Here is a 24,587-nt window from a genome sequence, read left to right as displayed (position 1 = left end):
TGGCCTGGGGCTCATTTCACGGCACCGAAGGTAAGACCACGTTCAAGATGACGCTGGCCGAGGACGATCAGAACGACGGGAATGATCATGGTCACCACAAGTCCGGCGGCCATGACGGGGTAGAATTGGACGCCCGGATTGAGCAGCTTGAGAAGAGCTACCGTCACCGGCGCCCTGGTCGAGCTCAAGATCAGACCGAGCGCGAAGTTGTGCCATGCGAGCAGAAAAATGAGCAATGAGGCGCCTATCAGACCCGGCTTTAAGAGCGGCAGCACGATGTGCAGCACGATGCGGAACGGCTTTGCACCATCCATGGCGGCCGCTTCCTCGATGTCCTTCGGGATGTCTTCGATATAGGAGCGGCTCAGCCAGACGATCATCGGCAGGGTGACGACCTGGTAAACCCAGATCATCCCGAAATAGGTATCGTACAGCCCAATTCTCTGGAAAACGCTAAAGAGCGGGATGACGACCAGCAACGCCGGAGCAAAGCGGAAGCCCAGGATAAAGAAAGCGATATCTTCCTTGAAAGGTACGTCGCGCCTCGCCAGCACGTATCCGGCGGGCACTCCGACGAGCACAGAGATCGTAACGGCGCCAAACGCAATCACTACGCTGTTCGCGATCGGTGTCAGGAAATCCACCTTGATGGTACCGTAACTGGTCGCGCCGGCCTGGGCGACGTCAAAGAGGACGCGAAAGTTCTCCAGCGTTGGCGTGAATATGAACGTCGGCGGCCACGTCATGACCTCGGACTGCTGTTTGAGCGACATCATCACGATCCAGACGAGGGGAAACGTCAGGATCAGCGCGCAAGCAGCGACCAGGACATTCAGCATCAGACTGGTAGAGGTTGATCGTCTCAAACGCATTGGCGACCTCGATCAGCTTACGCGCTGCCGAACGAAGCGCCACAGCTTGACCATGGCAAACGCTCCGACGAGCACGATCAACCAATTGATTACCATGAGCGCGGCACCGCGCCCAAAGGCAAGATTCTGGAAGGCGACAATGTAGGCGCGTACCGAAAGCACGGCGGTGCTGTCGCCCGGCCCTCCTTGCGTGGTCCCAAAAATGATGTCGAACTGGTTGAGGGATTCGATCAGCCGAAATACCGCGGCAATCAGAATATATGGAGCGACGAGCGGTAACTCGATATACCGGAAGGTTGCCCAACCTTTCGCGCCGTTGACCCGAGCGGCCTCCCTCACCTCGTCGTTGAGGCCCTGTAGACCGGCAAAGATGATCAGTGCGAAGAAAGGCGTGTAGGTCCACACGTCGATGAGAACCAGGGAGAACATCGCCGTCGTTGGATCCGAAATCCATGCAAAGCGGCTGATCCCAACAAGCGAGAGCAAATAATTCAGAATCCCGTTTTGCGGGTCCATCATCGTCGTCCACATGAGGGCGACGCTCATCGGCGGAAGGACGAGTGGCAGCAGAATGACACGCCGCATCAAACGTGCAAGGAACACCTCCGTGGCGAATAGCTTTGCAAGCGCAAGTCCAAATATGGCTTCTACTAGTACAGCCAATCCCGCGTAGCCGAGGGTCGCGCGAACGCTGCTCCAGAAATCTTCAGTCTTGATCAGGGCTGCATAGTTGTTGAACCCAACTAAGTGGACCAGCGGTCGTCCAAACCGGAGATCTGTAAGAGACTGAAAGATTCCGTAGAAGAACAGGAAAAGAAAGCCGAGCAGGACGACGATAGCGGGTACGACCGCGGCAATGCTCCACCAGTCGAGACGCCACTCGCCGGCACTTTTCACCGGCTCGTCCTTCGACGAGGCAAGTTGACCGGCCGTAGGCTGTAGCGTCACGGTCCCGTTAATCCCTCGAGGATCCATCACTCTAACTCTAGGATGCGAGGCGGCTGCAACTGACCTTGCCGCCCCTTTTCGGCTTCACATTGACGAGCGGATTCCCGAGGCGAGATCGGTCAGCGTCGTTTTCACATCGGCGCCATTGACCATCTTCTGCATGGCGACGGCCCAGGCGTTCATTGCTTCGGCGAATCCGACCCGCGGCGTGAAAGCGAGCGCTGCTCTGTCCTGCACGCTCTTGAACGTATCGACAAAGTTATTGAATTCGGGCTTTGCCGCATATTCCAGCCAAGCCTTGTCGCTCCATGTGGAGGCGCGCGGAGAGTTGACGAGCTTGCCGGCGACCGCGCCGTTCAACTCTACCTGCTTCGACGTTGCCCACTGGATGAACAGCCAGGCGGCACCCTTCTTCTGGGAGGCAGCATTCATCGCCAAAGACCAGATCCAGATGTTCGATTCGAAGTTCTTGCTGTTCGGAGCGTGCAATGGAGGTGCGAATGCGATCTTGCCCGAAGCGGGCTTGCCAGCCACGTTGTTCCAGAACCCGAACATATTGGAATCAATTGCCATCGCCGTACGTCCGGAGCTGATGCCATCGACCACCTGGTACCAGTTGTCGTTGGCGAAGGATGGAGCCGCACACTTCTTGATCATGTCCACATAGTCTTTGTGGAAGGCGATCGACTCGGGCGAGTCGAGACCCGTTTCCAGCTTTCCGTCCTTGAGGATAAAATCGTGGACTCCGTAGGACTTGGCGATCGAGATTGCGGCTGTGTGGATGCTGCTCCAAAAGCGCACGCCGCGTACGCCCAATGGCGTGATGGCAGGATTGGACGCCTTGAGCTTCTCGCAAGCGGCCGACATCTCAGGCGGCGTTGTCGGAACCTTGATCCCGTATTTGTCCAAGATGTCCTTGCGGTAAAACAGCTGGATGTTCTCGAATCCATGCGGGATGCCCCATACCTGACCGCCTCCCGGCTCGATCTGGCCTTCCTTCACTTTCCAGGTGAGTGCATTCCGCAGTGCAGGGAAGAAATCCTTGTAGTCGTAGCTGGACGCCGTTAGTTTTGGATCGTTCAGATAGCGATCGAGCGGCTCAAGCAACTGCCCTGGTGCGAGATCCCAGGCGGGCTGAATCCCCGTCCCCACAACATCCCAGCTCGGCGACTTGGTGCTCAGTTGAATGGTGAGCTTATTCCAGTACGCATCATCCGGATAAAGCTCCGGTGTCACCTTGATGCCCGTCAGCTTTTCGAATTCGGGCAACTGGGCCGCGACCGCATCCGCATATGGATGGATGTCGTATGCCCAAACAATCGATGTACCTTCGAACTGCCGCCAATTGAGGTCGTCGGCTTTGGTTGGGCTGAGTGTTCCGACCGCTCCGACCAAAAGCGTCGAGCAGATGAGAGCGTTTCTGGCAAAATTCGCCGAATGGTCGCGAAGAGCGGCGAGCTTCCTTGGCATCAATCCCTCCTCTGGGCTCTTTGGCCCGGAAATCCACGTGCCCCTTCTGTTCCAGGCCGCGGCAGGGGAAGGCTAGCCATCATTGTTTCGTCCGAACGTCCCTTTCACTGAAAGGTTTGGGTAAGATTGAGTAAGATCAAAAGATTGGCCTCACTAAAAAGCAGCCGCCGATTGGGACAAAGGCAGACACCCGCCAGCTTCAGATAGTTGGAAGAACGGAAGAGCCCCGATAATTCAAGATCTTCCTTTGCTTTTGACTCATAAACTGTCACTGACTCGCCGCCCTCGGCCTTCAGCCGCGCGCTCTCGCTGGACAGCAGTTTGGCAAGCGACTGGCCTGAGGCAGGCTCGCGAAGGATGGCGTCACCAAAATGAATATTCCCGGTTCTACCCCCTTTCATCGATTGAAACATGCTTCCGATCAATTCGGAAGGACATGCCAGTGCCAAGTTGAATTTGCGATTGACCCAACTCCGATTTGGAATGGTAGCATTTGACTGAACCACGCGAGTTCGGGTTGCTCTTCGAGAGTGGCGGTGGAATTTCGCGATCTACGCTGGGCAATCACCGTTTCTCAGCATCGAAGCCTCCGCCAAGCCGAGGGCACTCCGAATCCAACAGTGGACGCTGAGTCGCTGATTGCGCAACTTCGAACACAAGGTGGGTAGCACCCTCTTGGAGCGCACCAACGGCGGCACGGGACCAATTATCCAAGGTCAGGAATTCCTCAATGCTGCCCGGTGTATCGTCGACGATCCGGAGCACTGACGGCTCGCCTCAATATCCATTCGCGCAGCGAGAACGGCCGATTGATCACCGGCGTTCACACTTCCCTCTTGGCCGGCAATCTGCGGGCCACGCTCCTCGAGCACCGGCGGCGCTTCCCCGATTTCGATTCTCATCTAGTCGACCGAGCGAGAGTCCAACTGATCTCCGATCTCATCAGTCCTGCAATTGATATTGCTTTCGTAGCAGAGCCCAACCCAATCGGTCTGGAGCGAACACGTTGTCCCCGCTGTCCCGAGAACCATCCATTTAGGGCGCACAATGTCGTTCATTGGGGGGAGTTGAGGATTGAGACGCTCTTGTTGCCACGGCACGGAGCGGGATCGGAATTCTATAAGCTGCTCATCAGCAAACTGGGGAGTACCGATGCATGCCTGGGGCTGCGCGATGATGTGGCGCTCGACCGGCTGCTCACGTTGGTTGGCGCAGGCTGGGGTGCCCTGCTGGCTTTGGGAGGTGCGACCGCCGCTGCCTATCCAGGTGTCTCCTTCCGACAGGCCCATCATGCCGGGCTGCTGCCGGTTGGATAGACACCGAGACTAGGTGTGTCTGAAGCCGGAGATGGGCGGTGAAAAGACGGAAGTTTCAATCGTGAGTTCAAGATCGAGGCGGTGAAGCTGGTCAGGGAGCGTGGGTGTTTCGGTGGCGCAGGCTGAGCGCGACCTGGATGTTCATGAGAGCGTTCTGCGCGAGCGGGTGAAGGCGTTGGGCTCCGATCCAGTGCAGGCCTTTCCCGGCCACGGGCAGATGAAGCCGGCAGCAGGAGATCGATCGGTTGCGCCGTGAGGTCGCCAAATTGAAGGCCAAGCGGGATATCCTAAAAAAGGCCCGCAGCCTTCTCGCGGAGGAAGCGACATGAGTTCGTTTTCATCGCAAAGCACCGGGCGGTCTGGCCGGTGGAACGGCTACGCGATGCGCTGAGGGTTTCGCGCTCCGGCTTCCATGCCTGGCTGAACCGCTCTCCCAGCGCCACATCCCGCGGCGACGAAGAGCTCGGCGCCAGGCGGTCAGTTCGCGCAACGATCCAGCGACGGCTGCCCGCAGAGCGGCTTCAACCGGTCTGCCTGGTCACGCCCAACACGAGCGATCGGCGCCTCGCCAAGTCGTGTCGTAGGTACGCACGTTCGCCACCTTACGTTCCCGCTTGGCGAGATGCGCCTCGAATGCCTCCCAGCCCGCGAAGGAACGCCCGCGAGCGCGTTCTTCTTCACGTCGCCGATGCCATTCTCCGTCTTGCCTTCGTGTACGCCCGACACGGCGCACAGGCGCGAGGACAGAAGCCCAGATGCTTCGCGAGCGCGATGAACTTGCGGCTAAACTGAATCGGCTCTTCGCGGCTCGAAACGCACCGACATGCAGCCGCCGCAAATGCCCAGGCGTCGCCAGATACGAATGCCTTGATCTACACCTCCCCGATCTCGACTAGACGCTCGCCGACGTCCATCTGCCGCTGACCGTCTCGAACCGCGTCGTCGCCAGCGCTTCGGCCTTCAGCACCTAACGATAGGGCTGCACGGCAGGGTTGCCACGTTCGCGGGCTGACAGCCACGCCTTTTCCGACCAACAGGTCCTGGCGCACCAGATCCGCATCGCCGCCGTGCCGAATGAACCTCTTGCGCAGCCTATCCTCGAGTCCATGGAGCCATTTCCGGCGCTCAGGCGACCGCCGCCCGCCGCCGCGTAGTCCTTCACCCTAATGCCCGTCGCCCAGCTGTGGCGCGATCCGCTTCAGACCCCACCCGCACGCCACTTGGCGTAACATCTCCACCACATCATTCGATGTCTTCATCAGCTCCCCCGGTGGATCAATCCGAGACGAGCCTTCCGTCGTTCGTTCTCGTTCCTTCGCTCTCTCCCGCGCTATCCAAGCAGGGGCAATTTCTCGTGATGCCGAGGGCCAGTTTTCCATGGCCTGCGACGCGCTTCCCATGATCAGCCTACGGTCGCTCTCGATAGTCGACCGTTGCGTTCTCCAGCTTCTACTTGAGAGGGCACATCGGATGCCGGCGGCGGTCTCGCGCCTTGCGTGCGAGAACGTTCCCTCTCGATAATCGTATTGCAAACTCTCGCCGAAAACATACGCCCAGATGTCAGAACTCTTACAAATTGTCTGTGACCACTCGATGCAGCCGTGAAATCGCAAACAATTCTCCAACTCGACTGGCCTCAATTTTGCTCTGCACCTCGCGCGGCACCTACTAATCGGCTCTTTGCGATGAGATCAGCGTCCCCTAACGGTGGAACAGACGTGAACTTGGGGTTTCAAGCGTTGATGGAAATCCCCGCGAGCAGTGCCTTGGGCGGTGACTAAGTACCCGCATACTTCCGAAGCGGCTCTGATCACTTCAAAATCATGGAGGCACTATGCGCATCTGCGGTATCAAGCTGACGCATGACGGAGCTGTCGCTCTCGTCGAGGACGAACGGCTTATCTTTTGTATCGAGCAGGAAAAGCGTAACAACAACCCTCGGTATCAAACGATCGACAATCTCGATGCAATCGTCCTTGCCTTGGCGGAACACGGCCTGCATCCAGGGAAAGTTGATCAGTTCGTCGTCGACGGCTGGGTAGGCAAGCGCGAGTCGCAATTCCGGGTCCTCAGCGGGACAGCACCCATCGCCCTCAAAGGCGGTCCCTATGTTGAAAAGGACGCAGTGAGCGTCCTTGCTTCACATGAGGGCTTTGGTCTTAGACTCGACGGCGCGGACTATCCATACATAAGTTTTCCACATGTGACGAGCCACGTGGCCGCCGCATATTGCACCAGCCCCTTTGCCAAAGCTGGGCAGCCCGCTTTCTGCCTTTTATGGGATGGCGGCACATTTCCACGTCTCTATCACGTAGAACGCAGGAGCGCTCGATTCGTCGAATGTCTTTTCCCTATGATCGGGCACGTCTATGCCGCTGCGGGCCTTCACTTTGGACCATACAAGCAGGTGAAGCGCGCCAACTGGGACTTGGGTGATCCCGGCAAGCTAGACCCCGGCGGTGCGGGCAAACTCAATTTAGGTGTTGCCGGGAAACTGATGGCCTATATCGCGCTCGGGTCTGTTAATGAAGACATTGTCGCGGTCTTTCAAGATCTCTATCATAAGGTCTTCGCGGCTGAGACGAACCTTGCCAACTACCGCACGGACGTTCCGAGCATGGAGTCCGCACTTGCGACCACGCATGAGTTCTTTGATGCTAGCGCGCGTCGCTTGGAGACTTCGTCCCCCGAGGATGTGCTCGCATCCTTTCATTGCTTCCTCGAACGTCTGCTCGTCCAGGAGATGTCGAATGCAATACAGCGCCATTCGGACTTTTCAGCACGCAATCTGTGCATTACTGGTGGCTGCGGTCTCAATATCAAATGGAATAGCGCGTTACGGGCGGCAGGCCTGTTCGATGCTATCTGGGTGCCCCCGTTCCCAAATGACAGCGGCTCCGCAATCGGTGCGGCTTGCTGTGCGATGGTGGCGGATAAAGGTTTCGCGCCCTTAGATTGGTCGGTGTATAGTGGGCCGGCCTTGGAACATTGTGATGTACCACCAGAATGGAGGTCCACGCCGTGCAGCTTGCATGAACTTGCTACCATCCTCGCGAGCAACAAGCCGGTGGTTTTTCTTTCCGGCCGCGCCGAGCTCGGACCTCGCGCATTGGGCAGCCGAAGCATTCTCGCAGCCCCAACATCATCGAGAATGAAAGATCATCTCAACGACATCAAACTTCGCGAACACTTCAGACCAGTGGCGCCGATCTGCTTGGAGGATCGTGCGCCCGATATCTTTGATCCTGGAACGCGGGACCCTTACATGCTTTTTGATCACGAGACGAGAGCAGAGTGGCGAGACAGAATCCCGGCCATTGTACATCTCGACGGCTCTGCGCGGCTACAGACGATTTGCAGAACCTCTCAGCACAAAGTCGCCGAGCTTCTAATCGAATACGAAAAGCTGACTGGCATTCCGCTGCTTTGCAATACAAGCGCCAACCACCATGGACGTGGATTCTTCCCAAGTGTCGCAGCGGCTTGCGAGTGGGGGCGCGTTGATCACGTATGGTGCGATGGTACGATGTGGACGAAAGCCCCGTAGGCGAGTCACTGGGAGCTAACAAGGTTGTTCACGCCAAACGGTTGACTTACGGACGCATGAAGTCTTACTACGCGGATTGTTGTTGACGTTCCAGCAGAAGCGCGCTCCTGCCAGTTAGTAAGGGAATTCACGCTCATTGGAGAGCACTAGCCAGTCGTCCGTTAAGAAGCCGTATTGAGCTTGGCTGGACATGCGGTCGCCGTAGGGGTCCCACGGCGCGGCCAGGAATTCTCTGAGAGGCGTCAACGCCGCGGAAGTTGTTGCGGACAGCCGAGAGGAGCACGTTGGCACCCTCGCCGGCCCGTCATTTGAGCTAGCCGCGCCTGGATGACCTCGGCCCCGGTGACCTGATGATGATGGAGGAGCGTGACGCAGCTCTGGATTGATGATGCAGAATCTGGCCCGAGATGAAGACCCCGGCTTGAATTTTGCGCAATGCGGCCGACCTACCATTGCCGACATGCGCCCGCTCGATCGACAGAGGCGGCAAGCACTTCAGTGCGGACGATAGCGCGACCATCACAGGGATGGCCGAGTGGCCCTCTGGCGCGTGGCAGGAACCAGTCATATCTCTGACCGATCGCTTCATTGGAGCCTCGATCAGGAGCCGTGATCGCCAGAAGCTGCGGCGGCTCTCGGGTTCGATTTCACAATCCAAGCGACTCTCGGTCTTAAGGCCACCGGCACTACCCACGCCGCCATTTCATGGCCTGAGGCTGTTATTCATATCGATGTCTTCCGTGTGATGAGATCGGACTTATGGTTCTTCAAGCCTAAGGCTATTCAGCGCTTGGACGATACGCTTCAGTCCGATAGCCACTGCTTCAGGCGGACTGCCGAAGGAGAGACGCAGGCCGTTGACGTCGCCAAACGTGTCACCGGCAACGCATCCTACGTTAGTTTCTTTCAGAAGCCGCCGCGCAATATCATTCGTCGCTCCAATTCGACCGTCGGCCTGCAAAGCTGATGCAAGCCTATTCAGATCGAGGTAGAAGAAGAACGCACCATCGGCGCGAGGCGGGGCTACGTCACGTAAATCAGAAAGAATGTGAAGACCAATGTCGCGAGCGCTGACCAGCCAGTTGTATGTCTCCCGCTCAACATGGCCCTCGGTTACTTTAAGGTGGTAAAGAGCAGCCTCCTGGACGGCTGGACTTGGAGTTGTCCCTGCACGACTCTGAAGCTTTCCCACAGCTCGCGCGATAGGCGCGGACGCCGCCAAATAACCCAAGCGAAATCGAGCCATTGCTAGGCACTTTGAACGTGGATTGACGATGATTGTCCGCGACCGTACGCCAGGGTGGACGGTGACGATCGATTCGTGGCGATGGAAACCAGTGAATACGAAACTAGAGTAGCACTCATCCGAAATGATCCATATCCGGAGTTCGATAGCGAGCTCGCCGATATTGTGCAGTGTTGTTCGGTTGTAGACTGCGCCAGTCGGATTGTTAGGGGAATGATAATTATAGCTCTCGTTCGTGGTGTGACAGCAGCTCGAATAGAGCTGACATCAGGAGTATATCTTGGTCGTTGAGCATCGACGAACACTGGTACTGCGCCAAGGGCAAGAATCAGGGGAGGGACCTCCGGCTGCCAGGGCCGAATAATGATAACCTCATCGCCCCCCTTCAGGACGGCCAAGGCAGCATAGAGCAGTGCTTTGTTTGAACCTGCAGTGATTACGATCTCTTCCGCTGTCCACTCAATGCCTGTTTGGGCGGCGAGCCTTTTGGCGACAGCTTTCCGGAGCGGCATGAGGCCGGTAGGATCGAAGTAGCCGCTCGGCCGTAAATTGACCGGCTCCATTGTCTTTTCGCGCGCTGATAAGAGTGGCTGGACGATTTCGTCATTCCCTAGATCGATGAATCGGCCTCCGATAGCGGCAGACCCCGTAACCACGTACTGGTCGCCGGGCATATACTTTCTAGAACTGAACGATGTCGAGCGCGACAGCATAGTGTGACCTCCTGCAGTCGTCGAAACTGATGGGAGTGAACCAAGACACGCGAACGCCCTTATCTTAGTGGTTTGGCAAACCGGCCACACTCGGCGGGGTTGGAAGGTTCACGCAAAACGGCACATTTTTCCTCCATCACCAGCAGCCTTGTTGTCGCGGCTCAAAGTCCGATAAGATGAGAGACAGCGTGACGAACTTTCCGCGGCGGCACCGGACTTCTCCGAGGCAGGCGAGACAAATTGTGCCGAACACTAAATAGTGTGATCATTGATCCGACTGTCGTTGCACAAAGCGCCAGCCTGTCTTCGCCCGCGAAAGAACAAGGTTCTGCCCTCCTCGAAGTTGCTGAGCTTTTCGCGCAAATGAGATTGCGCACGATTACACAGCATCAACACCTTGTGGATTGTGTAACTACCAGGGTTACGCTGCCCCGCCTCGGCAGGGCCCGTCGAGGATGACACAATGCAGCTCGCCTTCTATGCTACGTCTTGTAGACGGTGCCTGGTCTTGCGTCTCACTGAGAAATGCCCATGCACTATTCCGCTGATCAATCGCCATTATTAGTAGTTGATCCGGCCAGCGTCGACGACGTGCGTCCAGGGCTCGCTTCGGTCGATGCAATCAAACACTATGTCGTGGTGATGGCAAAGATGCCATGTTCGAGTTGAATAGAAACGACACTTACAATGGCGTGAGTTGGATGGTCTCACTCCATGGCGGCAAAGATTAACGAAGCCGATCTGCTCGACATTCCACCGCCCGGCTCAGACCAGCGCTCGTGTATATCAAGTCCGACTGCCTTATCTCGATTTCTCACCTATGCGAGAAAAGAACATCACCAGTGCCGCGATTGGACTTCTCAACCGATATCCCCCGGAGCCGCTAACACGATCCATTCCTAACTGCGCCCGCCGAAAGCTATCGCCACATCGCGCAAGATAAGCTCTAGAGTGTCTCGCATTTTGACGGAGGCATAACCGGCGTTGGCGAGGTCGCTTGCGCATTCGCGAGACAGAATACCCTCGATGAGGTGACCGATGTAGCGTCAAGTGTCCTCGATGGTGCGGTTCTGCGCTTGCCGCAAACAGTGTTTGGTCTTTGGAGAATGCCTGTTCGATCAGGTTGAGGTCTGGCGGGTATAGCGGAAAGTACCAGAGCCTGCCGTCGCAGCCTGGATCATCTGCCTGACGACTTGTGGCTTCCGAGAACATCGAGACTTGACGGTGTCGCCTTCGCTCAGGGTTCGTAGGAGACGGTGCTTGACATAAGCAAGCGCACCAGGAATCACCCTTGATCGGGCCGTCGTTCCGTCCACCAGATAGCCCTCATCAAGCATCTGCCAGTGATAGTCCCAGCCTTCGGACCTTCCCCCCGTCACCAGCGTAGTCGATGTTCGACCGAAATAGTGAGCGTGAGCGCGGCCGACTTTTCGTGACGCGAAGAGACCGCTCCAGATGCATTTGGACCGTTCGAGCGAACGGCATGAACATGCGCTAGCCTTCTCTGCACACCGTCTTGGGTGCCTTTCATCGGTCTAGATCTGCTCTTGCTCGGTATTGACGAGACACGGCGGCACCTTTTCCTCGTCATCTCTGCCGATGCTTGCTCGAAAAAAACGAAATGCCGCCGACATTAAAGACCTGCTGGGATGTCGTGACTCCCATTTTTGATCCTGGGTCTTGCGTGAAGACCGCCTCGGCTCACTGCAAAATCGAACGCACAAGTGGCAAATCAGAAAGCCTCGGGCGGCTTGCACATGTCCGAGGAAACTGCCTGGCACCCGAGCTCGCGGCAGACTTTGTCTCTGGGCTCCGGAGGGCGCCGCCCTGCGTGGTGCTTTTCGTACGACCTTGTACCATCTCCGACAAAATGTCTGGACCTGAACGACCCATAGTAATCGTTGCCCGACTAAAATGGCACTTATCCCAATTCTTCGCGATCTCGAGGTGGCGAAGCAATGGTACGACGCTTGCTTAAGGATGAAGCGAAGTCCCGGCTTCATAAGCACATTAGGCATGGAAACGACCCGCCAGATCGGCTCCTTAAAAAATTGGGTGACTATATGTCCGGTGTCGCCGGTGCGTTTCTCTGCTCTTCAACCGAACCATCGCCGCGTGTTGTAAATCAGTTGAAGACTATGATTCCGACACTTGCACTCCGTGGGCAAGCAGGTGTCGTAGTCGCTGCTTTCATGCAAGAGCGTGGGATCCGATATGGAAGGGCATTTCAATCGGCCGATAATTCAGTACGCATTGACTGCATCGAACAAGATCCGCGCTTTCGGCCTCATGTTGCAATCGCGCAGATCCGTAGCAGATCCTGTGGATCTGGAGGTGATGGCGATATGCAGCCAATTCCCGCCGGTACAGGCATTAGCGGCTATTTTGCAATTTCTCTGGATGGTGCTTTTGTCAATGCTGATGAACTAAGGGACGAATTATTGGCGCACGAGCAACTGACAGACGCCAACACAGACTCCGATCTCTTGCTAAAGTGGATTGAACGCTTTTGTGAACGAGACTACTGGCGCCACGGTTTACCCGCAAACTACGAGGCCATCTTTCGCGAAATTGATGATCGTGTCGACGGCGCCATCAGCGCGCTCTTGATAGATAGGGACGGAAATCTTGTTGCATACCGCAGTCGAAGTGGTTTGCGACCATTGGAGACTATGCGCACGGACAACGGATTTTTGCTCTTTGCCTCTGAGAATTGTGCCTTCGCCGGCTTGAAAGGTAAGACCCAGCAGCTCTTGCCTGGGAGCATACAGCGTGTGGACGCGAAGACGGGCGACAGCGTTGACCATGCCCTGAACAGCCGACGATATAGGGCCAAACTCTGCGCCTACGAAACTCTTTATTTGGGAAGTCCGAACACGTCGGTCGAGGGCCATTCACATCTTCATACCCGTTACAGCATCGGGCTCGCCTTGGGGAGAATCGTTGCCGAGCGAGTTCAAGCAGAGCCACTCGTGACGCCGCCAATCGTGTCCTCCATGCCAAATACTGGGGGGCCGTACGCCGATGGTCTGTTTGACTCTCTCGCCGAACAGGGCGTGCTCGCCGAGCGTGATGACGTAGTTGCAACGCACTTTCTGGAGCGAACGCTCCTCGGCAGACCCAGGGGCCGGCAAGCTCGTATCGCTCAGAAGTATCGGGTGTCGGAACCTGCCGTCGCTAGACGGACCATAGTAGTCGTCGACGAGGCACTCATTCGAGGCGATACCAGCCAAGCCGTCACAACAATGCTCCTTGCCGCCGGAGCCAGAGCCGTACATTGGGCGATCGGTTCGCCACCTATAGTCGCTCCAAACTACTACGGCATGGGTATTGAAACGCTAGATGAGCTCGCATTCTGGCAGGCATTGAAGCGACTGCCGCCTGAACTGCGCGCCCAGTGCCTTCGCTTCCACAGGATGGACTTGCCAGTCCTCAGAACCATTGAAAGCAACATTGCGACAGCGATCCAAGCAGCGACAATAACTTATCTGCCCTTCCGCGCCCTAGTATCCGTACTGGCCGACAGGCTAGAGGGCATCGATTTGTCACCCTTCACGTTCGAGATGCCGACCCCCGCTGGACGGCAGCGCGCGGACAGAAGCTTGGAGGCGTTGCTGGCCGCTCTTCCTGTTAATCCTTGTCTGGGGTCAGGATCATGAAACCCGCCCTCGTATTTGACTGGAACGGAACACTGCTCGATGACACGTACGCGCTGCTCGAAACGACCAATGTAATTTTGGGCCATTTTGGTCATCCGCGCATCGATATAGACACCTTTCGAGAGCATTGTGATGTCCCCCTCTCTCGTCTCTTTCGTAGCCTTGGAATGTCGCAGGAGGAGATTGCGGCAGTAGAGCGTGACGAGGGCGCACTGTTCCACGACACATACGAGCCTCTTGCGGAAAAAGCCGATTTACGTGAGGGGGCGCGCAGAGTGTTCGAGTTAGCGCGCCGGGAATCCGCTCTACTCATCATCGTTAGCAACCATATAGTCGTGCCTCTACAATCCCAGCTGAGGAGACTTGGAGTTGATAACTACATCACCGATGTGCTCGCCTTTGAAAGCCGCGCCACGCAGTACAAATCGATGAGCAAAGGAGAGCGGCTTCGCCTTTATATGCACAGGTACAACCTGAATCCGTCCTCAACCTTCATCATCGGCGATATGCCCGTCGAGACTGATATTGCGCGCAATCTCGGTCTGACAAGCATATCCATTACAGGTGGATTTGTTTCGGCGGCGCGCCTGGAAGCCGCGCGTCCAGATTACACCATCAACAACCATCACGAGCTATTGCCCATCCTACAAGGGCATGGCTTTTTTCGGAATGCTGAATCATGAGCAAGGGATCATCAGCATACGCCTCTCCCAATACGATCAAGCAGAGCATAGGCCTAATCGGAGCTGGGCGCATGGGAACAGGTATAGGCATCAGCCTATTACGTCGCCAATGCGAGCTCTATATCAAAGCCAACAAGAACCGGTGTGGTGCTGATCGTCTAACTCGTGCAGGGGCCCGCGAACATACTTCGATCGCTGAGTTGGCGCAGCATGTAGGCGTCGTCATTTTGTCCTTGCCATCCAGCCGTGAAGTTGAGGCGGTGTGCCTGGAGCAAGATGGACTGTTTGTCCATATGTCCCAAGGCGGTTTGATAATCGATTGCACGACCTCTTACCCTGCTTCGACGATTGCATTGGCCAAAACAGCCGAAAAGCTAGGTCTAAGCTTTATTGATGCACCGGTAACACGGAGCCCCGAACAAGCGGAACTCGGCCTTCTCAACGCGATGGTTGGCTCGGATCCAAAGCTCTTTCCTATCGTTGAACGCATTCTCGCTGCATTTTGCGAGACCGTTATGCATGCTGGAGATGTTGGAGACGGCCACAAGCTCAAGCTTGTTTACAACAGCATGACTATGGGCATAGCTGCGGTCGCCGCCGAGGTCTGCCAATTTGCTAATAGTCTTGAGATGGATCTTGTAACCCTCCGCTCTTTGGTCGGACGCGGCTCCACAAACAGCGGGATATTCCAAGCTTTCGCGGCCTTTCTGCTGGGTGAGAAACCAGATGTATTGGCAATCTCTATTGCGAATTCTGCAAAGGATATTGAGTGTGCTGTGCGCCTAGCGCGGGAGAGTGCCGTTTCCGTGCCGGTGCTCGGCGCTGCCGCCGAGAAATTGAACCTCTCGGTTGCGGCGGGTAAAGGTGAACTGACCCTACCGCATTTGGCTCGATCGTAAACTCTTACGTAAGAGCGCGAGCAATGCTACTTTCTCACGTTGCGGGTTCGTGTGTCGTTGTGCGCAATTCCCAACCGTGAGCGATGATCTTGCAAAGCTTGAGCGTAAGCTTGAAAGCGGGGCGGTGGCATCATGGGTACGCATCCGGCGACGGCCCCCGGCTAGGCCGTTTTTGGCGGAAGGCTGATCGCACTTAAGCGGCGTGAGCGACGCTTTGAGGCTGCCACTTCCAAGGCAGCAGTTCGTCAATGCGCTTGGTAGGGTGATCCGGCAGGCGCGCCAGCACATCGGCAAGCCAAGCCTGCGGGTCGATGTCATTGAATTTGGCGGTGGCGATGAGACTGTAGATGGCAGCCACACGCCGGCCGCCCTCATCGGACCCGGCGAAGGTCCAATTTTTTCGCCCCACGGCGACCGCCCGTAGCTCACGCTCAGTAGCATTGTTCGTCATGCAAAGCCGTCCGTCATCAAGGAAGCGGCCAAATGCATCCAAGCGGTTGAGACAGTAATTGATCGCTTTGGTCGTATCGTTGTTCCTGGAGAGCTTGGCGCGCTGCTCGCGCAACCACGACTCCAGCTCGACGATCAGGGGCCGGCTACGCTCCTGGCGCACACGCAAACGCTCCTGCGCAGTAAAACCATTGATTTCGCGCTTGATGGCGAACGGAATATCGATGCGCTTGACCGCCTCGGCCGCGATCGGCGCCTTGCCGAGCCGCGCGAGACCAAAGAACTTGCGTCTGCCGTGCGCCCAGCACGCGGCCTCGATGGTCGGGCCGCCCTTGCGATTGGCCTCGTAGAGCCTGCCAAAGCCGGCGTAGGCGTCGGCCTGCATCAGTCCGGCATAGCCTGCCAGATGCTGCTCCGGATGCGCACCGCCACGGTCGGGCGAGTAGAAGAAGATTGCCGCCGGCGGGTCTGGGCCGGCAAACGGACGTTCGTCGCGCACGTAGGTCAGAGCCGGCCGGTTCGGGTCAACGCTCACGACCGCGCCTCTTAAGCGAAGCCGCTTGAAGTGATTTGGGACCTACTCCTGAAAGTCGATCCCGAGGGGCCTACCCTCATCGCTGCCACAGCTTGTGCAGACAGATTTTCAGATTATTTCGATCATCCTTTCCGTGTGCTCCTGCAGCACACTGTCGTCCGCGTGGATGCGCTCGGCTGCGAAGACATGGCTCCGGATCGCGTCGACCAGAGCCATCAGGGTTACCGCGGAGGCACCTACCCAGTCCGCGAGCGTCGATACGTCGAGATCGATGCCTTCACGCTGGTAGACGTCGCCCTGACGATGAAGCGGCAGGTGCAGGCCGTACTTGGGGCACCATCTAAGCTGTTGATATTTCTCGATGTAACAGTCATTCCCGCTCCTTTTTTTCCAGTGTTCGGGGCTGCGCGCCGCTATGGCTTATGTGTCAGGGGTTCGAGCCAGTGGAATCGCGTTTCCCGTGGCGTATGTTTGTCGTCACGTTCGTGTAGCCAGCCGCAATCGCGGAGACTATCTCCACTGGCTGCGCAGCTTCTATTCGGAAAGCACCGGGCGCGTCGCGCGTCGGCCGACCGTTGCGCTCCGAACGCAAGGTCACACGTTCGAACCGGTGTCGGGTGCGCCAATTCCCTAGGTTGTACAATGCGATATCGCGCCGGTACCGAAACTTCAGCTTCGCCATATTCGAGCGAGCAAGCAATCTGGAGAAAAATCGCACTCCTGTCCGCACTGCGCTTGCACAACTGTCTGCGCAGACTCGATCATTTCTCTAAGACTGCGGCCAATGAAATGGCCCGAAAAAGAAACGAGGGCCGAGGGCCCTCGCAGTTTGGGAGAAAGAGAAACATGCAGCTTCGAGACGCCGTCATGACATGGTTGGCATGACAAATTCAGCACCTGCTCGTTTTCCTGTCGGCCAGCGGCTGGTCACGGTCTTCATTCGCGTATTGAAGCGGACGCCTTCAGGGCCGTGCATGTGGTGGTCGCCGAAGATCGATGCTTTCCATCCACCGAAGGAGTGAAAGGCCATCGGCACCGGAATCGGAACGTTGATGCCGACCATTCCGACCTTAATCTGATGGGCGAATTCACGCGCGGCATCACCATCACGTGTGAAGATGGCGGTGCCATTGCCGAATTCGTGTTCATTGATCATGCGCGCGGCTGTCGTGTAGTCCGGCGCTCGAAGGACTGACAGCACCGGTCCGAAGATCTCTTCCTTGTAGATCTTCATGTTCGGCTTGACATGGTCGAACAGGGTACCGCCCACGAAGAAACCATTCTCATAGCCCTGCATCCTGAACTTGCGTCCGTCGACCAGCAACTTTGCACCCTCGGCGACACCGGCATCGATATAGCTCCTTACCTTCTCCAGGTGCTGCCTCGTGACGAGAGGCCCCATCTCCGCTTCGCGGTCGGTACCCGGCCCGACCTTCAGGCCTCGGACCTTGGGTTCGAGCGCAGAGATCAGCTTATCCGCCGTCCCCTCGCCGATCGGCACGGCAACCGAGATCGCCATGCAGCGTTCGCCGGCGGAACCGTAGGCGGCCCCCATCAACGCATCCACCGCCTGATCCATGTCGGCATCGGGCATCACGATCATGTGGTTCTTGGCGCCACCCAGCGCCTGGCAGCGCTTCCCGGTGTTCGCGGCCGTCGAATAGATGTACTGCGCGATAGGCGTGGAGCCCACGAAGCTGATCGCCGAAATATCTGGGTGATGCAGCAGCGCATCGACAGCTTCCTTGTCGCCTTGCACCACGTTGAACACACCGTCCGGCAGACCGGCTTCCTTCAGCCACTCCGCCATGATGAGCGACGCCGATGGGTCGCGCTCAGACGGCTTCAGGATGAACGCATTTCCGCAGGCGAGAGCCACCGGGAACATCCACATCGGAACCATGACCGGGAAATTGAAAGGCGTGATTCCGGCGACAACACCGAGCGGCTGGCGAGTAGAATAGCTGTCGACGCGGGTACCGACATTCTCGGTGAGTTCGCCCTTGAGGAGCTGCGGAGCGGCCGTGGCAAACTCGACCACCTCCATTCCGCGCTGAACTTCCCCGAGAGCGTCAGAGTGAACCTTGCCGTGCTCGGAGACGATTACGTCGGCAAGCTGATCTGCGCGATTCTCGACGATCCGCAGAAAGCGATTGAGGACGCGTGCACGCCGAAGAGGCGTCGTGTCGGCCCAACCCTGCGCCGCCCTCTTCGCGGCGGATACCGCGTCCGCCACCACGGCCGCGTTGGCGGCCACAACACGGCCCGTCTGCTCACCCGTTGCCGGGTTGAAGACGGGCAAACTGCGTTCAGTGCCGCTCGGGACCTGCTTGCCATCGATGAAATGATTGATCTGCGTGACCACGAACGTCTCCCTGTTGATTTTGGTCAGATGCGCGCCCTCGAGTCAGGCCGCTTTCATTCCCGCCATGTATTTGCCGATCACGCGCTTGTCGGCGCCTTCGGCTGACACTTCATGGACTATGCGACCCGCGCTCATGACGAGGACCCTGTCGACTAAGCCAAGCAACTCGTCGAGATCCTCCGAGATGAGTAGCACTGCGGTTCCGCGATTCCGCGCCTCGAGGATCCGGCGGTACGTTTCTTCGCACGCAACGAAATCAAGCCCGAACGTTGGATTGGACGCGACCAGCAGGCGAACGTCCTGCGTGAGCTCCCGCGCCAGTACGGCCCGTTGCACGTTGCCACCGGACAGCGTGCTCATGCTTGCGGTCAGGCTAGGCGCCTTGACACGAAATTGAGCGACCAGCCTCTCGGCCTGCTGGGCGAGCGCGCCGTAGTTCATTGCGATACCACGGCAGAGCGGCACCCGATCGAAATTACGCAGGGCAAGGTTCTCGGCCAGCGACATGCGGTCGATGCAGGCGTTCTTCAGGGGCTCTTGCGGCAGTCCATAGACGCCGAGGCGGGCGATTTCCCTTCGCGTACCGTTGAACGGCGAGCCGGACACGGTCATCGTACCGCTTCGATCCCGCTGCCCCATCAGGGCCTCGACCAACTCCAACTGTCCATTTCCGGATACCCCGGCAATCCCGACAATCTCCCCTGCCCGCACCTCGAGCGAGAGATCTTTCACAGCGGGAAGACCATTGTCGCCGTTCACGCGGAGGTCGCTGATGGAGAGGATAATATCGGACCTCGGCGGCGATTTCGGCGCGTGCTGCACTATCTTGCTGACGGGCTCTCCGATCATAGCTTCTGCCAGAGCGTCGTCCGTCAAATCGGCGACGGCGCCCGTTCTCACCGACGCGCCTCGACGCAATACCGTCACGTCGTCGGCGAATCGGCGCACTTCATGGAACTTGTGGCTAATCAGGATGGCGCTGAGTACGCCCGTCCGTGTCAGGCTGCGAACATGGCCGAGCACTTCATCGGCTTCTGCCGGCGTCAGCACCGACGTCGGTTCGTCCAGGATGAGTAGCTTGCGCCCGAGATAGAGCTGTTTAACGATCTCGGCCTTCTGCTTCTCGCCCGCAGAGAGCTGCGAGACGCGTACATCGAGTGGCACGTGAAACGGAAGCTTCTTGGTGACTTCGGCCAGCCGCCTCAGCTCGCTTTGCCAGTTGATATAGGCCGGCAATCTCGCACCGCTGACGACGAGATTCTGCGCCACCGTCATCGACGGCACGAGAGTGAAATGCTGATACACCATGCCGATGCCGAGCGCATCGGCATCCTTCGGCGAGTTTAGCCGGTGCTCGCGCCCATCCACCTGGATGTGACCCTCGTCCGGATGATAAAAGCCCACGAGGCATTTGACCAACGTGCTCTTGCCGGCGCCGTTCTCCCCTAGCAGCGCATGGACGGTGCCCGAGCGGATCAGTAGCGACACGTTGTTCAAAGCGAGATTCGCTCCGAAACGCTTCGTCATGTTCCTGAGCTCGACTTGCGGAGCGGTCATCGGACTATCCTCCTAGGATGAATTCCCGTCACGGCGCTTCTCACCGGTGCAGCTTGAGTTCGCCCGGCGCATCGGCGAACGGAGCGGCGCGCGACGTCGAGGCAACCATGATCGCCAGCGTCAGGATGTAGGGGGCTGCATTGAACAGGTAGTAATAGCCGGTCACGCCAATGCCCTGGAGCGCAGGACCGAGAGCGCCCGCCCCGCCGAACAGCAGCGATGCGCCCAGCGCGTTGACCGAACGCCAGCGCGCAAAGATGACGAGCGCGACGGCCATGATGCCTTGGCCACTCGACAGGCCTTCGCTCCAGCTTCCCGGATACGAAAGCGACAGGAAGCTGCCGCCGATGCCGGCGAGAAAGCCGCCCGCCATGGTCGCGATGATTCGTACCCGCAGTACGGGAAAGCCAAGCGCGCGTGCGGCATCCTCGCTATCTCCCACCGTACGCAGCATCAGCCCCCAGCCGGTCCTGTTCAGGAAAAGGTAAACCGCAAAAGCCAGTGCAATTCCGACGAAGAACAGTGCGTTGACGTCCAGCGCAGCTCGCACCTGCGGTACGGTCGACCAAAATCCGAGTCCAATCGAGGGAAGCGGCGGCGCTTTGGGCTCGATCAAGGGTTTGCCCAGGAAGAACGCGAGGCCCGTCCCTAGCACGATCAGGCTGATGCCGACCGCGGTGTCATTGACGCGCTTCACACTGCACAAAAGGCCATGCAGCAGCCCGAATGCCATTCCGGCAAGTCCGGCCGAAAGCACGCCGAGCCAGGGCGAGCCGGAGAGGTAAGAGATCGCGTACCCCGCCATGGCACCGAGCATCAGAGTGCCCTCGAGGCCCAGATTGATACGGCCCGATTTCTCGGTGATCAGCTCACCGATGCTCACGAAAATGAAGGGTGTCGACACACGGATCGCCCCACCCAGGATCGCGAGCGGCAGCGCAAGCCAGCCGATTGATGTACCGTCCATGCCTTTACCTCCGCGTCGTTTCTCGGAGCTGTTGCGCAATTGCATCCGCGACGAGGACGCAGACGAAGATCAGCCCCTGAAACACCAGCATTGTCGCATCCGGCAGTCCAAGACGTCGTTGCAGCAGGCTGGCGCTCGCCTGCATGCCGCCGATCAACAGCGCGACAGCGACAATCGCAAGCGGCTGGTGCCGCGCCAGGAATGCAACGAGGATTCCGCTATAGCCGTAGCCGACGATGAGCGAGGAGTTGGCCGTCCCCTGCACGGCCGCCACCTCGATGGCGCCGGCAATTCCCGCCATGCCGCCTGCCACGACCGAGGCACCGATGATCCAGCGGTTGACGGCGAGGCCCATCATCTTCGCGACTCGGGCACTTCCACCGACCACCCGCAGCGCAAAACCCCAACGCGTGTAGCGGAGCACGACGTGGGCGATGACGGCCAGCGAGAGACTTGCCGCAAGCCCCGCGTGAACGCCAACACCGGGCATCACCGGCAGCATGTAGGAGGGATCGATCGGGTGGGTCGATGGCTTGTCGAGGCTTGCCGGGTCGCGGAGCAGACCTTCCGTCAGATGATGAAAGATTGCGATCCCGATATAGGACAGCAGCAGACTCGATATCGTTTCGTTGAGGCCGCGATACTGGCGGAGCACGCCCGCCAGACCGAACCAGAGTCCTCCAATCAAGGCGCCGGCCAGCGACATCAGGAGCTGCATGGGAAGCGCGTGCGCCCCCGCGAACGGCAACGTCACAACGGCACCCGCGAGCCCGCCCAGCACCAAGGCTCCCTCGCCGCCGATGATCACCAGCCCCGCTTGGGCGGGGATCGCAACGGCGAGTCCCACGAGGACAAGAGGAGCGGCGCGCGACAAGGTATCCTGCCAGGCGAAGCTACTGCCGAAGCCGCCCTGGACGATCAGACCGAACACCGTGACGGGGTTCTGTCCGTACAAGGCGACGAACGCCGCGAAGATGGCCGACGCAAGCAGCACCGCCAGCACAGGCAAGCCCAAACCGAGTTGGGCTGCGGTTACTGGCGGACTCGATGGCCCGGGTTCGATTCCGGAGATCGAAGACAAGGGCGCCTCCTAGACTTGGCCAATGATGCCTTCGACGAGATAATTGATGCCATCCAGCACACGGTCGTTGCTGCTCTGCGTAGTTCCGGCAGGGATGACGACGTTGCCCTTGTTGTCCTTGAGCGGGCCACTGTAGATCACGCGCGTGCCGCCGATGAGGTCTGCCCGCGCCGTCTCGGCCGCTGCGCGCGCCTCAGGCGTAACGAGTTTCCCGAACGGGCTGTTCTTGACGAAATGATCGCCAAGCCCGGCACGGAGATAGTGCTCCGGCTTCTTGCCGGCACGCACGCTGCCGGCATAGACGAGGTAGGGCGTGATCCAGTTCCACTCGGCCCCGGTGAGGTAGCCGTTGGGAGCGACATCCGCCTGACTCGAGTGGTAGCCGCATGACATGACGCCGCGCTTCTCCGCCGTCTCGATCACGACCTTCGGGCTATCGACCTGGGCGGCGATGACGTCGGCCCCCTGGTCGACCAACGTGTTCGTCGCTTCCGCCTCACGCACAGGAAGCACCCAGTCACCAGTGAAGATGACCTGCACCTGAATGGCCGGATCGACCGAGCGCGCGCCAATCGCGAACGCGTTGATGCTGCGCAGAAGATTGGGCGTCGGCTTCGCAGCGACGAGGCCGAGCTTCTTGCTCTTCGTCATGTGGCCGGCGACGATTCCCGAAATGTACTGCGCCTCGAAGATGTAGGCGTAGAACGTGCCGATGTTCTCGGGCATGCCAGCCGTCCACACGCCGCCGGTGTGAGCGAAGGTGACGTCCGGATACTTGGCCGCCATCTCCAGAACGTGCGGCTTGAAGTAGCCAAAGGACGTCGCCAGGATGAGTTGAGCGCCGTCCTGACGGATCATGCCTTCCATGCTGCGCTGGGCCGCAATCGTTTCCGGAACGCGCTCCTCCTCGACCAGCTTGATACCAGGCTGTTTCTTGAGCGCCGCGGCGGCCTGCGCGTGGGACTGGTTGAAGCCGTAATCCTGCTTGGAGCCGGAGTACAGAACCCCGACGGTGAGCGGCGTCTCCGCAAGAGCAACGCTACTCTTGAGAACGAATGGTGCGGAGCCGGCAGCGGCCAGCATCTGGAGCACCGAGCGACGGTCGACAGGCTTCAAAGTCATGTTCTTCTCCGTTGAAGATTGCAATCAGCACGTCACGACGAAATTCGTTCGGCAGCAGACAGCAGGCCGGGCGCACCACATGCGATGAGATCGGCTTCAAGCTCCCGTCTTTCAGCAGCGGACAGCGGCGTGACTGGCGAGCGCACGGCGCCGCCGGCAAGGCCGATCAGATCGCACCAATGCTTGACCGCTGCGTTCGGCATGTGACCGCGCTTCAGCGGGTCCATGATCCATTTGTTGAAGATGATCCGCTGCGGCGCGAGTGAAGCACAGATGCGTGCTGCTTCTTCCGTTCGTCCAACCGCCAACAGAGCCACGTATTCCGCGATCGGGCGAAACTCGCCGCGTTGATAGAGGTAAGGCTCGGGGTCGGCAAAGAGGATCGACTGACCCTCGGTCTGCATGTTGGCGAAGAAGTTCTCTTCCAGCGGGTCCGACACTAGCACGCCGTTTCGCGCAGCCTGCCGAAGCGCCGCGTTCTCGGCTACATTGCCTGTCGTCTTCAGGAGCTTGAGATTGGATAGCGAGCAGAGCTGCGTGAAAACGCCGGGATCCAATGGACTGCCCGCGGCGGTTCGCGCGTTGAAGATGACGATCGGCATCTCCAATCGGACACAGATGTGGTGCAGATACGCGAACTGCTGCGCAGGGGATCGCGGCCCGGAGGTTGGGACCATGAGCACAGCGTGGCTGACGCCAAGCCGGCGCGCGTGCTCGCCGAGATCGATGGTTTCTTCCACCGAGGGACCCGAGATCACCACGGAAACCCCAAGGCGCCCCCCCGCCTCGTCTGCAATGACCTCTATGACACGCTTTCTCTCCTGCAGCGTGAGCGACCAGACTTCGCCGATCAGCCCATTGCAGAACACGCCCGCCAATCCGGTTGCGATGTAGTGGCGGACGTTCCGGCGGACTCCGGCCTCGTCGATGGCACCGGAGGCCTCGAAGGGCGTGTGAATCGCCGCCCAGATTTCCGGGATGTTCTGCCCGATCGACATGCTCGCTCCCTAGTAAACCGACCGGTTTATTCTATTTATCGTGATAAACCGGATTTGCATGAATATGCCTATTATGGGAAAAGTGTCAATCGACGAATCGGGTTCTTTGCCTGGTCCCGCCAGTAGGCCCCCGGAGCCGATCCTGGAACCTATTGTTAG

At 58.4% G+C, this 24,587-nt stretch carries 16 protein-coding genes and 3 pseudogenes; 6 read left to right on the top strand and 13 right to left on the bottom strand.

The genetic code is table 11. From position 1 onward, the window contains the following. Positions 1-11: 11 nt before the first annotated feature. The 4 genes from I6F12_RS11920 to I6F12_RS11905 all read right to left on the bottom strand — a co-directional run bounded on the left by I6F12_RS11920 (position 12) and on the right by I6F12_RS11905 (position 3,703). Positions 12-839, bottom strand: coding sequence for a carbohydrate ABC transporter permease (locus I6F12_RS11920; protein WP_225156345.1), 828 nt, complete (start codon positions 837-839; stop codon positions 12-14). 45 nt (positions 840-884) lie between these two features. Continuing rightward, complete coding sequence (locus tag I6F12_RS11915) at positions 885-1,820, bottom strand: sugar ABC transporter permease (RefSeq protein WP_225156343.1); 936 nt, start codon at positions 1,818-1,820, stop codon at positions 885-887. Between the two features lie 84 nt (positions 1,821-1,904). Then, on the bottom strand, positions 1,905-3,290 hold the full coding sequence (locus I6F12_RS11910) for a sugar ABC transporter substrate-binding protein (RefSeq protein WP_225156341.1): 1,386 nt from the start codon (positions 3,288-3,290) through the stop codon (positions 1,905-1,907). Between the two features lie 104 nt (positions 3,291-3,394). Beyond that, complete coding sequence (locus tag I6F12_RS11905) at positions 3,395-3,703, bottom strand: hypothetical protein (RefSeq protein WP_225156339.1); 309 nt, start codon at positions 3,701-3,703, stop codon at positions 3,395-3,397. A gap of 396 nt (positions 3,704-4,099) precedes the next feature. On the opposite strand from I6F12_RS11905, the gene I6F12_RS11900 reads away from it, so the two are divergent. The 3 genes and pseudogenes from I6F12_RS11900 to nodU all read left to right on the top strand — a co-directional run bounded on the left by I6F12_RS11900 (position 4,100) and on the right by nodU (position 8,153). Further along, on the top strand, positions 4,100-4,606 hold the full coding sequence (locus tag I6F12_RS11900) for a hypothetical protein (RefSeq protein ID WP_225125226.1): 507 nt from the start codon (positions 4,100-4,102) through the stop codon (positions 4,604-4,606). 72 nt (positions 4,607-4,678) lie between these two features. Beyond that, positions 4,679-5,077 (top strand): annotated as a pseudogene (locus tag I6F12_RS11895) (transposase); the annotation flags it as partial. 1,363 nt (positions 5,078-6,440) lie between these two features. Beyond that, the gene (gene nodU / locus I6F12_RS11890) at positions 6,441-8,153 is read left to right on the top strand and encodes a nodulation protein NodU (protein WP_225125224.1); all 1,713 of its coding nucleotides are present in this window, start codon (positions 6,441-6,443) and stop codon (positions 8,151-8,153) included. Positions 8,154-8,910: 757 nt separating this feature from the next. On the opposite strand, the pseudogene I6F12_RS11885 reads toward nodU, so the two are convergent. Next, positions 8,911-9,600: pseudogene (locus tag I6F12_RS11885) on the bottom strand (aminotransferase class I/II-fold pyridoxal phosphate-dependent enzyme); the annotation flags it as partial. Between the two features lie 2,470 nt (positions 9,601-12,070). Between I6F12_RS11885 and I6F12_RS11880 the strand changes: the two are divergent. The 3 genes from I6F12_RS11880 to I6F12_RS11870 are packed head-to-tail and all read left to right on the top strand — an operon-like array spanning position 12,071 to position 15,353. Next, a complete protein-coding gene (locus I6F12_RS11880) occupies positions 12,071-13,771 on the top strand; it encodes a hypothetical protein (RefSeq protein WP_346656311.1) in 1,701 nt (566 codons plus the stop codon). Continuing rightward, a complete protein-coding gene (locus tag I6F12_RS11875) occupies positions 13,768-14,454 on the top strand; it encodes an HAD family hydrolase (protein WP_036008303.1) in 687 nt (228 codons plus the stop codon). Before I6F12_RS11880 ends, I6F12_RS11875 begins: the two co-directional genes overlap by 4 nt. Next, positions 14,451-15,353: an NAD(P)-dependent oxidoreductase gene (locus I6F12_RS11870; RefSeq protein WP_036008306.1), complete on the top strand. Its 903-nt coding sequence runs from the start codon at positions 14,451-14,453 to the stop codon at positions 15,351-15,353. Before I6F12_RS11875 ends, I6F12_RS11870 begins: the two co-directional genes overlap by 4 nt. Positions 15,354-15,546: 193 nt before the next feature. Here the strand turns inward: I6F12_RS11870 and I6F12_RS11865 are convergent. The 8 genes and pseudogenes from I6F12_RS11865 to I6F12_RS11830 all read right to left on the bottom strand — a co-directional run. Next, positions 15,547-16,308: pseudogene (locus I6F12_RS11865) on the bottom strand (IS66 family transposase); the annotation flags it as partial. Positions 16,309-16,446: 138 nt separating this feature from the next. Next, a complete protein-coding gene (locus tag I6F12_RS11860) occupies positions 16,447-16,659 on the bottom strand; it encodes a transposase (protein WP_275969550.1) in 213 nt (70 codons plus the stop codon). 544 nt (positions 16,660-17,203) lie between these two features. Beyond that, positions 17,204-18,703 carry a CoA-acylating methylmalonate-semialdehyde dehydrogenase gene (locus tag I6F12_RS11855; protein WP_225156337.1) on the bottom strand — a complete coding sequence of 500 codons (1,500 nt, stop codon included), beginning with the start codon at positions 18,701-18,703 and terminating at the stop codon, positions 17,204-17,206. 42 nt (positions 18,704-18,745) lie between these two features. Next, on the bottom strand, positions 18,746-20,260 hold the full coding sequence (locus I6F12_RS11850) for an ABC transporter ATP-binding protein (protein ID WP_225125216.1): 1,515 nt from the start codon (positions 20,258-20,260) through the stop codon (positions 18,746-18,748). Between the two features lie 40 nt (positions 20,261-20,300). After that, positions 20,301-21,227, bottom strand: a complete 927-nt coding sequence (locus tag I6F12_RS11845) for an ABC transporter permease (RefSeq protein ID WP_225156569.1) — start codon at positions 21,225-21,227, stop codon at positions 20,301-20,303. A 4-nt stretch (positions 21,228-21,231) separates the two neighbouring features. After that, positions 21,232-22,308: an ABC transporter permease gene (locus I6F12_RS11840; protein ID WP_225125214.1), complete on the bottom strand. Its 1,077-nt coding sequence runs from the start codon at positions 22,306-22,308 to the stop codon at positions 21,232-21,234. A gap of 9 nt (positions 22,309-22,317) precedes the next feature. Continuing rightward, the gene (locus tag I6F12_RS11835; protein ID WP_036008372.1) at positions 22,318-23,430 is read right to left on the bottom strand and encodes a BMP family ABC transporter substrate-binding protein; all 1,113 of its coding nucleotides are present in this window, start codon (positions 23,428-23,430) and stop codon (positions 22,318-22,320) included. Between the two features lie 32 nt (positions 23,431-23,462). Then, positions 23,463-24,428, bottom strand: a complete 966-nt coding sequence (locus I6F12_RS11830) for a dihydrodipicolinate synthase family protein (RefSeq protein ID WP_225156335.1) — start codon at positions 24,426-24,428, stop codon at positions 23,463-23,465. Between the last annotated feature and the right edge of the window lie 159 nt (positions 24,429-24,587).

It is taken from the genome of Bradyrhizobium sp. IC4059, assembly GCF_020193615.1.
Lineage (GTDB): Bacteria > Pseudomonadota > Alphaproteobacteria > Rhizobiales > Xanthobacteraceae > Bradyrhizobium > Bradyrhizobium yuanmingense.
This window is presented reverse-complemented; position numbering and strand designations above follow the sequence as displayed.

What these genes read in the sequence shown, in the direction of transcription:
- I6F12_RS11920 (WP_225156345.1), bottom strand. Translation starts at nt 839, where the DNA reads ATGCTGAATGTCCTGGTCGCTGCTTGCGCGCTGATCCTGACGTTTCCC.
- I6F12_RS11910 (WP_225156341.1), bottom strand. Translation starts at nt 3,290, where the DNA reads ATGCCAAGGAAGCTCGCCGCTCTTCGCGACCATTCGGCGAATTTTGCC.
- I6F12_RS11905 (WP_225156339.1), bottom strand. Translation starts at nt 3,703, where the DNA reads ATGTTTCAATCGATGAAAGGGGGTAGAACCGGGAATATTCATTTTGGT.
- nodU (WP_225125224.1), top strand. Translation starts at nt 6,441, where the DNA reads ATGCGCATCTGCGGTATCAAGCTGACGCATGACGGAGCTGTCGCTCTC.
- I6F12_RS11880 (WP_346656311.1), top strand. Translation starts at nt 12,071, where the DNA reads ATGGTACGACGCTTGCTTAAGGATGAAGCGAAGTCCCGGCTTCATAAG.
- I6F12_RS11875 (WP_036008303.1), top strand. Translation starts at nt 13,768, where the DNA reads ATGAAACCCGCCCTCGTATTTGACTGGAACGGAACACTGCTCGATGAC.
- I6F12_RS11870 (WP_036008306.1), top strand. Translation starts at nt 14,451, where the DNA reads ATGAGCAAGGGATCATCAGCATACGCCTCTCCCAATACGATCAAGCAG.
- I6F12_RS11850 (WP_225125216.1), bottom strand. Translation starts at nt 20,260, where the DNA reads ATGACCGCTCCGCAAGTCGAGCTCAGGAACATGACGAAGCGTTTCGGA.
- I6F12_RS11845 (WP_225156569.1), bottom strand. Translation starts at nt 21,227, where the DNA reads ATGGACGGTACATCAATCGGCTGGCTTGCGCTGCCGCTCGCGATCCTG.
- I6F12_RS11835 (WP_036008372.1), bottom strand. Translation starts at nt 23,430, where the DNA reads ATGACTTTGAAGCCTGTCGACCGTCGCTCGGTGCTCCAGATGCTGGCC.
- I6F12_RS11830 (WP_225156335.1), bottom strand. Translation starts at nt 24,428, where the DNA reads ATGTCGATCGGGCAGAACATCCCGGAAATCTGGGCGGCGATTCACACG.